Source organism: Desulfothermus okinawensis JCM 13304, from assembly GCF_054654515.1.
In genome coordinates this window covers 42232-55771 of record NZ_BAAIEW010000005.1, presented here as the reverse complement: position 1 = coordinate 55771, position 13540 = coordinate 42232, and the positions used below count along the sequence as shown (strand labels likewise).

Annotated in this window: 15 protein-coding genes; all 15 read left to right on the top strand. The window is 34.9% G+C overall.

Annotated elements, in window-relative coordinates:
- Nucleotide 1: 1 nt before the first annotated feature.
- Genes glnD through ACYQ0O_RS03210 form a run of 15 tightly spaced genes read left to right on the top strand, consistent with a single transcriptional unit; the run spans nucleotide 2 to nucleotide 13408 of the window.
- Nucleotides 2-2560 carry a [protein-PII] uridylyltransferase gene (gene glnD / locus ACYQ0O_RS03280; protein WP_459890593.1) on the top strand — a complete coding sequence of 853 codons (2559 nt, stop codon included), beginning with the start codon at nucleotides 2-4 and terminating at the stop codon, nucleotides 2558-2560.
- 3 nt (nucleotides 2561-2563) lie between these two features.
- Nucleotides 2564-3616 carry a hemolysin family protein gene (locus ACYQ0O_RS03275; RefSeq protein WP_459890591.1) on the top strand — a complete coding sequence of 351 codons (1053 nt, stop codon included), beginning with the start codon at nucleotides 2564-2566 and terminating at the stop codon, nucleotides 3614-3616.
- Nucleotides 3613-4017: a cytochrome c maturation protein CcmE gene (locus tag ACYQ0O_RS03270; protein ID WP_459890589.1), complete on the top strand. Its 405-nt coding sequence runs from the start codon at nucleotides 3613-3615 to the stop codon at nucleotides 4015-4017. Before ACYQ0O_RS03275 ends, ACYQ0O_RS03270 begins: the two co-directional genes overlap by 4 nt.
- Nucleotides 4017-5876 carry a heme lyase CcmF/NrfE family subunit gene (locus ACYQ0O_RS03265; RefSeq protein WP_459890587.1) on the top strand — a complete coding sequence of 620 codons (1860 nt, stop codon included), beginning with the start codon at nucleotides 4017-4019 and terminating at the stop codon, nucleotides 5874-5876. The genes ACYQ0O_RS03270 and ACYQ0O_RS03265 overlap by 1 nt, the downstream gene beginning before the upstream one ends.
- Complete coding sequence (locus tag ACYQ0O_RS03260; RefSeq protein ID WP_459890585.1) at nucleotides 5877-6491, top strand: ABC transporter ATP-binding protein; 615 nt, start codon at nucleotides 5877-5879, stop codon at nucleotides 6489-6491.
- Nucleotides 6492-6494: 3 nt separating this feature from the next.
- Nucleotides 6495-7166 carry a heme exporter protein CcmB gene (locus ACYQ0O_RS03255; RefSeq protein ID WP_459890583.1) on the top strand — a complete coding sequence of 224 codons (672 nt, stop codon included), beginning with the start codon at nucleotides 6495-6497 and terminating at the stop codon, nucleotides 7164-7166.
- 5 nt (nucleotides 7167-7171) lie between these two features.
- Nucleotides 7172-7852 carry a cytochrome c biogenesis protein CcsA gene (ccsA, locus tag ACYQ0O_RS03250; protein ID WP_459890581.1) on the top strand — a complete coding sequence of 227 codons (681 nt, stop codon included), beginning with the start codon at nucleotides 7172-7174 and terminating at the stop codon, nucleotides 7850-7852.
- A gap of 17 nt (nucleotides 7853-7869) precedes the next feature.
- Nucleotides 7870-7995 carry a CcmD family protein gene (locus ACYQ0O_RS03245; RefSeq protein ID WP_459890579.1) on the top strand — a complete coding sequence of 42 codons (126 nt, stop codon included), beginning with the start codon at nucleotides 7870-7872 and terminating at the stop codon, nucleotides 7993-7995.
- Nucleotide 7996: 1 nt separating this feature from the next.
- Nucleotides 7997-8581, top strand: a complete 585-nt coding sequence (locus tag ACYQ0O_RS03240) for a tetratricopeptide repeat protein (RefSeq protein ID WP_459890577.1) — start codon at nucleotides 7997-7999, stop codon at nucleotides 8579-8581.
- Nucleotides 8582-8621: 40 nt separating this feature from the next.
- A complete protein-coding gene (gene guaB, locus ACYQ0O_RS03235; protein ID WP_459890575.1) occupies nucleotides 8622-10085 on the top strand; it encodes an IMP dehydrogenase in 1464 nt (487 codons plus the stop codon).
- An 11-nt stretch (nucleotides 10086-10096) separates the two neighbouring features.
- Nucleotides 10097-11644 (top strand): glutamine-hydrolyzing GMP synthase, encoded by a 1548-nt coding sequence (gene guaA, locus ACYQ0O_RS03230; protein WP_459890573.1) that lies wholly within the window; start codon nucleotides 10097-10099, stop codon nucleotides 11642-11644.
- Nucleotides 11645-11666: 22 nt separating this feature from the next.
- On the top strand, nucleotides 11667-11927 hold the full coding sequence (tatB, locus tag ACYQ0O_RS03225) for a Sec-independent protein translocase protein TatB (RefSeq protein WP_459890571.1): 261 nt from the start codon (nucleotides 11667-11669) through the stop codon (nucleotides 11925-11927).
- A gap of 10 nt (nucleotides 11928-11937) precedes the next feature.
- Nucleotides 11938-12162 carry a hypothetical protein gene (locus tag ACYQ0O_RS03220; RefSeq protein WP_075068241.1) on the top strand — a complete coding sequence of 75 codons (225 nt, stop codon included), beginning with the start codon at nucleotides 11938-11940 and terminating at the stop codon, nucleotides 12160-12162.
- Nucleotides 12163-12199: 37 nt separating this feature from the next.
- Nucleotides 12200-12601, top strand: a complete 402-nt coding sequence (locus ACYQ0O_RS03215; RefSeq protein WP_459890569.1) for a rhodanese-like domain-containing protein — start codon at nucleotides 12200-12202, stop codon at nucleotides 12599-12601.
- Nucleotides 12602-13408 carry a sulfite exporter TauE/SafE family protein gene (locus ACYQ0O_RS03210; RefSeq protein ID WP_459890567.1) on the top strand — a complete coding sequence of 269 codons (807 nt, stop codon included), beginning with the start codon at nucleotides 12602-12604 and terminating at the stop codon, nucleotides 13406-13408.
- Nucleotides 13409-13540 lie beyond the last annotated feature (132 nt).

The following is a 13540-nucleotide window of genomic DNA, read 5'->3' as shown; positions in this document are numbered from 1 at the left end:
CATGGATTTAGCCAAGAAACTCTCAAAAAAATTAAAGGAAAAAAGAGATAGTTTTAAACAGCTATGTGTTCAGGAAGTAGTGGGTTTAAATTCAGTTTTGGCCTATGCTGATGATGTTATCAGTTGTATTTCATCCCATCTAAAAGGGTTTAACTTTGATAGGTTTTGTGTAGTTGCATCTGGTGGCCTGGGTAGGGGAGAGATAAGCTTTGACTCTGATCTGGACCTTGTTTTTTTATATAAAAATAAACTCTCAAAAGAATCGAAAAAAATTGTGGAATCCATTATATCTTCTCTATGGGACGCTGGATTTGAGGTGGGTCAACAGGTCTCCTCAGTATCAGGGCTCAATAAACTAATTAGATCTGACTTTCCCGCCTACACCTCCCTCCTGGAAACCAAGTTTTTAGGTGGTGACAAATATCTCTACAAAAAATTTACCACGAACCTTATCAAAGAGATTACCACCACCAGACAGAAAAGGAACTTTTTGAAGAAATTAAAAGAGTATAGGGAAGAGAGGATAAAACAATATGGTGAAAGCATTTACTTAATTGAGCCCAACATAAAAGAGGGGCTTGGGGGAATGAGAGATATTCACTGTATAAGATGGGGAGGTGTGGTCTGCTTAAATACCCCTGATTTAAGTACTATTATGTCCCTTGGATGGATAAATCAAGATGAGCTCCAGTGGTTATTAAATGGTTATGATTTTTTGTGGAAAACCCGGATACAACTACATATTATTGGTGGGAACAAAAAAGAACAATTGAGTCTATACGATCAGCATTCAATTGCTAAAACAATGGGATTTTCCCATGGAGATACTATATCATCTGAAGAAGCATTCATGAGGATGTATTATACACATACCTCAAGGATAAAGAGGGTAACCAATTTTTTTATTGATAAACTATTTGATAGATTTGTTGAGAAAAATAAGAGGAAAAAGGAAAAAATAATTCCAGGACCTTTTATTGTTAAAAATAATTTGATACAGTTTAAAGATGCAGATGATGTAAATATTAGGCCTGAAATTTTAATGGAGATTTTCTGGAATGCATCAAAGATGGATCTTAAATTTCACCACGAGACAGGAAGGGTGATAAGAGAAAATTTAGATTTAGTAGAACAGATTAGGAATAATGAAAAAGTAGTCAATATGTTTTTCGATATTTTATTAAATGAGAAAAATAGTTTTGATATATTGAAAGTTATGCATGAAACAAAATTTTTGGATACATTTATACCTGAATTTTTACATCAGAGGTATAGGGTTCAGTATGATACTTACCATATATATACAGTAGATGAACATTCACTGCGAACTGTTAAGGTATTACATGAATTAAAAAATAGTGAATATTCTTATTTATTTGACCAGGGTGTAAATCTAAAAATTTTATTTTTAGCAGGATTATTACATGATATTGGAAAGGGATATGGAAAAAGTCACTCAAAAGTAGGTAGTAAACTGGCAATGGAGATTGGAAAAAGACTTTTTCTTACAAAAGAAGAAATAGAACTTTTATGTTTTTTAGTGGAAAATCATCTCTTGCTTGCTGAAACTGCTTTAAAAAGGGACTTAGAAGATGAAAAGCCTGTTGAGAGCTGCGCCATTAAAATAGGATCCTTAAAGAGGTTATATATGTTATTTTTGCTCCAGATTGCAGATTCCATTGCTACAGGAGATAGGGCATGGAATAAGTGGAGAAAGACCCTTTTAGAAGAAATCTTTATTAAAGTGAGGAATATCCTAAAAGGCGAAACCTTAAATGGAGGAGATATTGGAAGTATAATAGAAGAGGTTAAAGAAAGGGTAATTGCACTGGCAGACAAAAATCATATACCAAACATAAAGACATGGTTGAACGACCTCTCTATTCGATATCTACTTAGTCAAGCCCCTGAAGATATTTACCTTCACTACAATTTGGAAAAATTGTTCACACAAAAAAGGGATGTTGTCTTAAATTTAAGACCCTTAAAAAATGGATTTTGGGAACTTGTCTTTATTTCTGAGGACCATCCAAAGTTATTTGACTTTATAACAGGTGTGTTGTGGGTAAATGGTGTTAATGTATTGGCAGCTGATATATTTACAAGGAGATATAATGTAGCTGTTGATATTATAACAGTGGAAAATATACCGGACCCCTTTAATATTCAAAGGTTTTGTGAGAGAATAAAAAACACACTAAAAAAATTACTATCGGGACAGTTAGATTTAAAAGAACTTTATAAAAAGAAATGTTACACACATTTTGACAAATATAGATTTATCAGAATAAATGATAGGGTAGTAATAAATGAAGAGGCTTCAGATTTCTATACAATTATTGAGGTATATACATGGGAGAGGCCTGGTGTATTACATACCATTTCAAAGGTTTTGCATGAGTTTGATCTAAATATAAAGGTAGCAAAGATTTCTACTCCAGGGGAACAGGTAGTGGATGTTTTTTATGTGACCACAAATAACGGTGAGAAGATACAAGATCCCAAAACACATGAAAAAATAAAAAAAGCCCTAATTAATGCATTGAAGGAGCTTAGCTAGGTTATGTGGCTTCTTGTTATCTCTTTTGGCCTGGCAGTTGGTGTCTCTGCTTTGTGCTCCCTCACTGAGGCAGTTTTATATTCTGTGTCGTGGAGTTATATTGAGAGCCTCAGAAAAAAGGGGAAAAAGTCAGGAGAGATATTATATCAGTTAAAATCAAATATAGACAGACCAATAACCGCAATCTTGACATTAAATACAGTTGCTAATACAGCAGGGGCATCCATAGCTGGCGCTGCTGCCATGTCAGTATTTGGAGAAGAGAAATTATATATTTTTTCCATAGTTTTTACCCTTACCATCCTGTTTTTCTCAGAAATTATTCCAAAAACAGTAGGGGTTTTATACAACAGGTTTTTTGCAACAATACTGGCAAGGCCACTTATGGGCATGGTGATTTTATTTTTGCCAATTATAAATATTATTAGTTTTACAATTAGGTTCTTTGAAAAAGGTAAAAGTAGGGGATTAGATACTTCTGAAGAGGATGTTTTGGCACTTGTGAGTTTATCTAGAAAAACAGGAGTATTAAAACACTTTGAAGAAAAATATATAAATAATGTACTGGAACTTGACAAAAAACGGGTTATGCAGGTGATGACACCTCGTACTGTAATGTTTTCTCTTCCTGCTGAGATGAGTATAGATGACTCAATAGATGTTGACAAAATGTGGCCATATAGCAGGGTACCAATTTTTTTTAATGGAGATATAGAAGACATTCGGGGAATTGTCTATAAAGTTGATGTACTTAGGTGTATAATTAAGGGTCAAGGGAATAAAAAACTATATGAACTCAAAAAACCAGTCCATTTTGTGCTGGAGACTATTACTCTGGATAGACTCCTTCTTACATTTTTGGAATCCAGGATACCAATGGCTATTGTTTTAGATGAGTATGGTGGTATCTCAGGGCTTATTACATTGGAAGATATCCTTGAGGAGATATTGGGTAAAGAGATAGTTGATGAAACTGACAGGGTTGAGGACATGAGGAGACTTGCAGAGAAGAAAAAACAGGAGATCTTTTCTAAGATAGGGGAGGATAATAAATGAAAAAATCAAAAAAACAGACTTATTTAATAGCTTTTTTGCTAATTTTTTCTGGATTTATATTTCTTGTATATACATCTATTAAATCTGAGAGTGTTTATTTCTTAAATGTATCTGAGGCGCTTGCAAAGGAGAAATCAGACCTAAAAAATGCCAGGTTATTTGGAATAGTGGGAAAAAATATAGAAAAAAAAGGGGAATACATAGAATTTCCTTTATTGGACAAGGACTATCCAGAGAAAAAGATTTTAGTAAAATATAGCGGTGGTATTCCTGATACCTTTAAAATTGGAAGTGAAGTCATAGTTGAAGGAGGTTTTACTAAAAACGTATTTAACGCAAAGGTACTTATGACCAAGTGTCCATCAAAATATCAAAAAAGAAACAGAAAGGATGTTGGATAATGGCTGCTCTAAGTTACTTTTTTTTGATGCTAGGTTTTTTTTCCTGTACCTTTTTCAGTGTATTTTTACTTTACTGTTTTTGGAACAAAAGGGACATTAGTTGGACTAACTGGGTTCAAGGCTTGATTTTCTTCTGTGTAATGTTGTGTTTTTTAGTCCTTTTATACGCCTTTTTAAAAAGGGATTTTTCCTACGTTTATGTAGCTTCATATTCTGATACATACCTTCCGTGGTATTATGCCCTAACTGCAATATGGGCGGGACAGGAAGGATCTCTACTATTGTGGTTATTATTTATTGCAGGTTGTGGGGTAATACTTGTAAAACAAAGGGGGTATAAAAAACTTTCAGTTGATACAAAGGCAATTTTCTGGTCTTTATTTTATGCAACTGAAGCATTTTTTTTTCTGCTACTTATAACAGTAGCTAATCCTTTTTTATTAAATAACCCACCCCCTACTCAGGGAAATGGACTAAATCCCCTATTAATTCATCCTGGAATGATCTTTCATCCTCCAGCACTGTTTTTGGGATATGCATCATTAGTGGTTCCAGCATTAATTGGTCTTTCCATTAGGATATGTGGATTTAGGGGAGATGTCTTTTACATGATTAGAAAATGGACTATGTTTTCATGGGTATTTTTGTCTATAGGCATAATCCTTGGCATGTGGTGGTCATATTATGAACTTGGTTGGGGTGGATATTGGGCTTGGGACCCAGTTGAAAATGCATCACTGGTACCATGGCTATGTACAACTGGTTTTTTACACGTAAATATTGTGGCTACAAGGGAAAAGGCCCTTGAAAGGACGTGGGGCCTGTTATTGGGACTATCGTTGATAAGTTGTTTTGTGGCTACATTTTTAACTAGAAGCGGAATAATCCAGTCCCTCCATGCCTTTTCAGAAGGGGGTATTGGTGGACCTATTTTATTTTTGATAATAATTAGCTTGATTCTGGTAATATATATTACATGCTTATTTCCATCTAGAAACAACAATGAACTCAGTGGAATGTTTTCTAAAAATGGTTTTTTAATTATTTGTACATGGATGTTCTTAGGACTCTGTGCAATAATCTTGATCGGGACAATGTATCCTGTTATAAGTAAAGCCCTTTTTTCTGAGGCAAAAGGACTTTCCTCTTCTTTTTACAACAGAGTATTTCTGCCAATTGGTAGTTTCCTCATATTTTTAATTATCTTTTGTCCGTGGATTAAATGGAGAAGCGAGTCAATGCAAAAACAAGGATTTATGTTTTTAGGGATATTTGTATTTTTATCTATAATTATATGGGTTTTTAAAATTAAGAACCTGCTGGTTTTACTCTCCATATCATCTGGTATTTGTGCCTTTTTATCTGTTATTTATTTTGTTTTTAAGTATAATTTATATTCAAAATCTGGTCCACTGGGAAAATGGGGAATACATTTATCTATTATAATAATGGCAATATCCATTGCAATATCTTCAGGATTTAAAAAGAGTGCAGATTTTATATTGGCTAAAGGACAGAGTATAAAATTTGAAAATTATGAAGTAAGATACAAAGATTTTACAAAGAAAAATTATCAAGACAAAATTGTATATACCTATAATTTTGACGTTAATTTTAAAGATAAGCATCTGGGAGAGTTAAATCCTGAAAAGATTTTTTATCTAGTTCAAAATAACCTATTTTCAAAGGTAGCAGTGCTCAGGAGATTTTTTGATGAGTTGTATTTGAGTGTTATTCAGAGTACTGAAAATGGAGTTTTAAAATTACAGATACAAAGAAATCCAATGGTACATTGGATATGGTATGGGGCCATCCTTTTAACCATTATGGGATCTGTAGCTACCTTCAAAAGGACTTAGATGTTAGAAGTCGTTAAAGTTAGCAAGGTTTTTGGCCACAGGCTCATTTTTAAAGATGTAAGCTTTAAAGCCAGTAAGGGTGATGGTATATTTGTGCATGGTCCAAATGGATGTGGCAAGTCTACATTGATAAGAATCATTGCTGGTTCCATAAAGCCTACAACAGGTGAAATCAAGTTCTGTGAAAGGGTACACAAAATAGGTTATATGGGTCACTTTTTATCTGTATATGGAGAAATGAATTCCATTGAGAATTTAAAGTTCTGGGCTGATATATATGGCAAAAGTTTTAAGTCAAATGAAATTAAGGGCATCCTTTCTAAGGTTGGACTTGGAAAAGTGTGTTATGAGAAAGTGTCTATATTTTCAAGGGGCATGACTCAAAGGTTAAACATCGCAAGGTTAATGGTGATAGACCCTGAAATCTATCTTTTAGATGAACCTGAGACAGGTCTTGATCTGGAATCAAAGGAATTGCTAAAGGGTTTTATTTTGTCTGAACTGGATAAGGGGAAGATAGTAATCTGGATAACTCACTTGCAAGCAGACAATTTTTTTAAGAAAAAACTGGTATTCATGGATAATACATTTATTTTAGAAGAGAACAAAAATTAAATCATGTATCCAATTTTAGTTGTTTTAAAAAAAGACTTAAAGGTGATTTTTTTTAAGAAAAAGGGAATCATTGAGGCCTTGCTCCTTGGGCTTATAATTATCTTTACCTTTAGCCTGGCTAGTAGTAATCTTTCCTCCATTCATCCAACATGGGCTGGTACAATTTTTTGGGTCTGTTCCCTTTTCTGTAGTGTACTTGTATTTCGGGAACTCTATAGGATAGAAGAAAAGGACAATGTATTTGAACTACTCCTAATTTCCCCTATATCAAGGGAAGGAATTTGGATTTCAAAAACAATATCTGGGCTTATAGCTGTTTTTTTTATACAGATCTTTTTTCTCATTTTAATGGCAATTTTTTTAAAAACAGATTTTAAAAATGGCCTTTTTTACTTAATTACATCGATTCTATTAATAGATGTGGGTATATCAATTATGGGATCTTTTTTTGGTGGAGCAATGGTTGGAAGTCATCTTAAAGATTCCCTTTTGACAACAATACTTCTTCCCCTGGAAATACCTCTAATACTTGGGGGTATAAAAATATGGACTCAACTTGCAAATGGTGGTTCCTTTAAAGACATCATGGGATGGATTAATGTGATTTGTGGCTATGACGCAATTTTTGCTGGAATTTGCCTGTTTTTGTTTCCACACATTTTGGGAGATAGCTAGGAGTTATGAAAAAAAATTTTTCCATAGAAACCACAATCTTGATAATGAGTTTTATATCTATAATTGTGGGCATATATTTTATATATGTGTACGCCCCAGTGGAAAAAGTAATGGGAATACCTCAAAAAATATTTTATTTCCATGTATCTTTTGCATGGTGGTCATTTTTTGCATTTTTTTTGGTGTGTGTTTACAGCTTTTTATACATTTTAAAAAGGGACTCAAACTATTTATTGTGGTCAATTTCTGCAGCAGAAATAGGAGTTTTATATTCTACATTAGTATTAATAACTGGAATTATCTGGGCAAAGGCATCCTGGAACACCTATTGGACTTGGGATCCAAGGCTTATTACAACGCTTATCATGTGGTTTATGTACGTAATATATTTAGTTATTGTCAATATGGATATTCAGGAAGATAAGAAATATATCCTTGGAAGTGGAGTTGGGATTATTGGTTTTCTTGATGTACCATTGGTATTTTGGTCTGCAAGGATGTGGCGGAGCATACATCCAGCAATATTTGCATCCAAGGGTGGTGGAATGCCAAGGGAAATGTTACAGACTATGTTTATAAACCTTATTGCATATGGATTTTTGTTTTTATATCTTTTTCTATTTAGAAAAAGACAGTTGACACTAAAAGATAAGCTAGAACAAATAATTAAGAACAAAATTTTTTGACTATATGGAGAAAGCTTATGAAATATCTTGTGTTAGCAAATATTATTGTTTGGATTGGTATTATAGGTTATCTAATGTTTCTTGGGAATCAGAATAGAGAGATTTTAAAAAAATTAAGCCAAATTAAAAAAGAGTTTAAGTAATATGGATACCATTAATTCAAATAATTCAAAAAAAGTAAAGATATTAATATTTATTATTGCATTTAATGTTTTTTTTATGGTTGCCTATATGATTTATTATAAACTTCAAAATCCTTCACTTGTTGTTCAAAATACAGATACATCTCATGGTGAGGTATCAAAAGTAGATATTGAAAATATTATAACAAAATACATGAAGAGAATAAAAAAGGATCCAAATGATATTGAAGCCTTAAAATCCCTTGCTTCTATTTTTATTCAAATGAGGGCATGGGACAGGGCAGAATTCTTTTTAAAAAAGGCATACAAACTTATGCCAAATGATGAGGAAATAATTTTAAATCTTGCCATGTGTAATTTATTCCTAAAAAAATATAACCATGCATCCATATTGCTAGAGAAAATTGTTACCCTAGACCCAAACAATTATATGGCTAAGTTTAATTTGGCATATTTATATGGTTTTATTTTAAATAAAAAACAAAAATCAAAAAAATTATTTAATGATATTCTACAAGATAAAAAGGCTCCTAAAAATATAAAAGATAAAGTTAAAGAATCCTTAATGGAATTAAAAGATCATTAATTTTATAATTAACCATAAATATTAGGGGGATATAAAACCTATGATTTGTCAAAATAAAATTATAAGGACAGCTCTTACCTTTGATGATGTACTACTCTTACCTGATTATTCTGAAGTAATCCCATCTGATGTTGATGTTTCAACATATCTTACACCTCAAATAAAGCTAAATATTCCTATTTTATCAGCTGCAATGGATACAGTTACTGAAGCTAGAATGGCAATATCCATGGCAAGACAGGGTGGTATTGGAATTATACATAAGAATTTAAGTATTGAAGATCAGGTACTAGAAGTAAAAAAGGTCAAAAAATCCGAAAGTGGAATGATTATAGATCCAGTTAGTATTGAACCAGAGCACAGTGTTGGCCATGCCCTTAAGATTATGGCCCAATACAGGATTTCAGGACTTCCCGTTGTGAGGGGTAGTAGAGTAGTGGGCATAGTCACAAACAGAGATGTGGCCTTTGTGGAAGACATGGAAACCAAAGTTGAAGAAGTAATGACCAAGAAAAATTTAATTACTGTTCCCCCAGGTACTGACTTAGAAAAGGCCAAAAAGATTTTACATGAAAACAGGATAGAAAAGCTACTTGTGGTAGATGAAAACAACAATTTAAAAGGGCTTATCACAATAAAAGACATTAATAAAATTAAAAAGTATCCAAATGCATGTAAAGATAGCTTTGGTAGGCTAAGAGTAGGTGCAGCTGTTGGAGTTGGGAAGGATCTTAAGGCCAGGGTGGATGCCCTAGTAGGTGCCCAGGTAGATGTATTGGTTTTGGATTCTGCCCATGGTCACAGTAAAAATGTGATTCAAGGGGTTAAATTTATAAAATCAAACTATCCAGACATTCCTCTTATTGCTGGGAATGTGGCAACATATCAGGGGGCAAAGGACTTAATAGAAGCTGGAGCAGATAGTGTAAAGGTGGGCATTGGGCCAGGGTCCATTTGTACAACCAGGGTTGTGGCAGGGGTTGGAGTTCCCCAAATAACCGCTATTATGGACGTTGTACCTGCATGTAGGGAAAAGGATAGGTGTCTAATTGCAGATGGTGGCATTAAGTTTTCTGGGGACATTGTCAAGGCAATAGCAGCTGGTGCAGACAGCGTAATGATGGGTGGCATGCTCGCAGGAACAGAGGAGAGTCCAGGAGAGACAGTCTTGTATCAAGGGAGAAGATACAAAATATATAGGGGTATGGGATCATTAGATGCAATGAAAGAAGGGAGCAAAGATAGATATTTTCAGGAAAATTTAGAGAAATTGGTCCCTGAGGGGATAGTTGGCAGGGTGCCTTACAAAGGAGAAGTGTCTGAAACAATTTATCAATTGGTTGGTGGGCTAAAAGCTGGCATGGGATATTGTGGGTGCAGGAACATAAAAGAGCTCCAAACCAAGGCAAGATTTGTGCAAATAACCCAGGCAGGATATAGGGAGAGTCATGTTCACGACGTAATCATCACCAAGGAAGCACCAAACTATCAGATCGATGTATAGGAGTTGTGTCCATGGAAAGTTTAGATAAAGTTATAATCTTAGACTTTGGTTCCCAATATACCCAATTAATAGCAAGGAGAATCAGAGAAGCTGGGGTATATTCAGAGATCCATCCATGTAATATTGATATTGAAGCTCTAAGGAGACTAAAGCCCAGGGCAATGGTTTTTTCTGGTGGTCCGTCAAGTGTATGTGAAAAGGGATCCCCAGATATTGATATGGAAGTATTTAATTTAAATGTACCAATACTTGGTATTTGTTATGGTATGCAGCTTATAGCAAAAAAGATGGGAGGAAGGGTGAGCCCATCAACCAATAGGGAATATGGAAGATCTGCACTTATAAAGGTATCGGATTCTCCCCTTTTTAGAGATGTATTTGAAGATGGAAGTTTAAATGTCTGGATGTCCCACGGAGATAAAGTAGAAGAGATTCCACCTGGGTTTTCAATTATTGCAAAAACAGAAAATATTGATGTTGCAGCAATGGAAAATAGGGATAAAAATATATATTGCCTCCAATTTCATCCAGAGGTTGCCCACACAGTAAATGGTGAAAAGATAATTAGGAATTTCTTATTTGATATTTCCAGGTTAAAACCCACCTGGAATATGGCGTCATTTGTAAAAGGGGTAATTCAAGATGTGCCAAAACAAGTTGGAGATGCAAATGTTGTATTGGGAATAAGTGGAGGAATAGACTCAACTGTTGTGGCAGTACTCTTAAATAAAGCAATTGGAAAGAGACTACACTGTATTTTTGTTGATAACGGACTCTTAAGGCAAAATGAGGGAAATGAAGTTGTTCATTACTTAACAGAACATTTTGATTTAAATTTAAGGTATGTAGATGGTTCTGATACTTTTTTGTCTAGACTAAAAGGGATAACAGATCCAGAAGAGAAGAGAAAAATCATAGGAAGGACCTTTATTGAAGTCTTTGAAAAAGAGGCTAGATCCATTGAAAATGTGAAATTTTTGGCCCAGGGGACCCTATACCCAGATGTAATAGAAAGTGTTTCTTATAAAGGGCCATCTGCAGTTATAAAAAGTCATCATAACGTAGGTGGACTTCCAGAAAAAATGAACCTAAAGCTAATTGAGCCCCTTAGAGAGTTATTTAAGGATGAAGTAAGAAAGGTTGCCTATGAGTTGGGTATTCCAGATTTTCTGGTCTGGAGGCATCCATTTCCAGGGCCTGGGCTTGCAATCAGAATAATTGGGGAGATTACTGAGCAGAGGCTAAAAATACTTAGACAGGCAGATAAGATTGTAGAAGAAGAGCTAAAGGATGCTGGATGGTATTACAAGGTATGGCAGGGATTTGCAGTTTTGCTTCCCTTGAAAACAGTTGGGGTTATGGGAGATGAGAGGACCTATGAGCACGTGGTGGCCTTGAGGGTAGTAGACAGTTTAGATGCCATGACAGCAGACTGGTCCAGACTCCCATCTGAGCTACTTGCAAAGATCTCAAACAGGATAATAAATGAAGTTAAGGGAGTAAACAGGGTGGTATTTGACATATCGTCAAAACCTCCTAGCACCATAGAATGGGAATAATATAACAAAATGGAGTTTAGGGATGTTCGGGGTAGGTACATCAGAGCTTTTAATAATTTTTCTTGTTGCACTTTTGGTTATAGGTCCGTCAAAACTGCCAGATATAGCAAGGGCTTTGGGAAAGGCCCTTGCAGAATTTAGAAGGGTTTCATCTGATGTAAAGAGGCAGATTGACCTGGAAGTACAACTGGCAGATCTGGAAAAAAGAAATAAAGTATCAAATGTGGATCAGGATAAAACAGAGGAAAAGGATATATTAGAGGACAAAGGGGATATGGAGTAAACAAAAGAAGATGAGGTTAACAAATAAGGTCTTGAGGCGGTTAGGTTTTACTCAAGTCAACAGTGAATCTGGAATGATGCATCAAGTTCGAGATATTGCCATGAAAACACTATGGAGTAATTTTTCTTCTTTAGTGGATGAACATCCCAGGAAAGAATTGCTCAAGACTGCCATGAACAACAAAACAATCTCAGTCACATATGAAATTCCAGAACAGGAATACCTATTAGTGTAGGCGTAGCGTTATACCTCAGATAAAGGAGGAAAACCAAATGGAAAAAGTAATTAAGAAATTTACGTTGGAATTCTTTGGCACAGGAAAGCACAAAATATTACCAGAAAAATTTTTTGAAACAGAAAATGGTTTTCTATTGGATGTCCGTTCAAAAGAAGAAGCTGGCTCTCTTTCCATAAGATTGGATTATCATCCAAATATCGAATGTAGAAACATACCTCTTGACGAACTTCCAGATCGAATTGATGAAATTCCTCACCATACATCAATAGCTGTGTTTTGTTCTGGAACCGTTCGGGCAGCTATTGCTTATGTATATTTATTGTCAAAAGGTTATACCAATGTGCATATTATTGTAGGAGGGTATCCAGCTTTAACAGAAGCTCTAATGCCTGGAAAGGTCTTAAAGGTAATTAAACAAAATAAGGAGAATAATTAGATGTCACATTTGCTTATGGTGAGCTTCCTTATTTTTGTTGTAGCAGTTGCCATGACTATGGTTGGTAAAGGCGGAGGTAATTTTTATGTTGTGATTCTTACACTCGCCAATATTCCCATGCATCAGGCCGCAACAACTGGTCAGTTTATTCTTTTTTCGGCTTCTATTGCGGCAATGCTTGTTTTCCAGAAGAATAAATCAGTATCCTGGAAATTGGCCTTTTTAATCGGCTCTTTTACAGCATTAGCTGCTCTTGGAGGTGGGTATTTTTCTCATCTGTTCAGTGGTTTTACTCTTAAAATTATATTTGCGGTCATGCTCTTTATCGCAGGAATGCTGATGCTAATTCCTGTTTCAGAAAAACAAAATAATATAGTAAACAGCCATTTGGGAATCATAAATATTAAATCTGGAGACAAAGTATATAGTGTTAACTTGTGGATTGCTCTGCCAATCATTATTTTAACGGGTTTTGGTGCCGGCATGGTAGGTGTATCAGGGGGCTCTTTTTTAGTTCCCTTGATGGTATTGGCCTGCGGAATTCCTATGCATACAGCTGTTGGAACAGCATCTGCCTTAATTGCGACCACGGCTTTTATGGGATTTGTGGGACATGCTGTCCAGGGTGATTTTAATCCGTCATGGGCTATTCCATTGGCTTTTGTTACAATTATAGGAGGAATAATAGGTGGAAAATTTGCCTTAAAATCCAAGCCTAAAAATTTAAAAAGGCTTTTTGCTTACACAAACTGGATAGCTGCTCTTTTTATGATTTTTAATGCATTCCACACAAAGGGAATGATATGAAATCTTGGTTGAATCATAACAAGGCTGAAGGTTGAAGGATGAAGAGCACTCACATAACAGACACAAACACAGCAAAGAAGGAAGAAGGTTTTTCTCACTAATTAAGGAGATGTCCAATGACTGAAAATGATA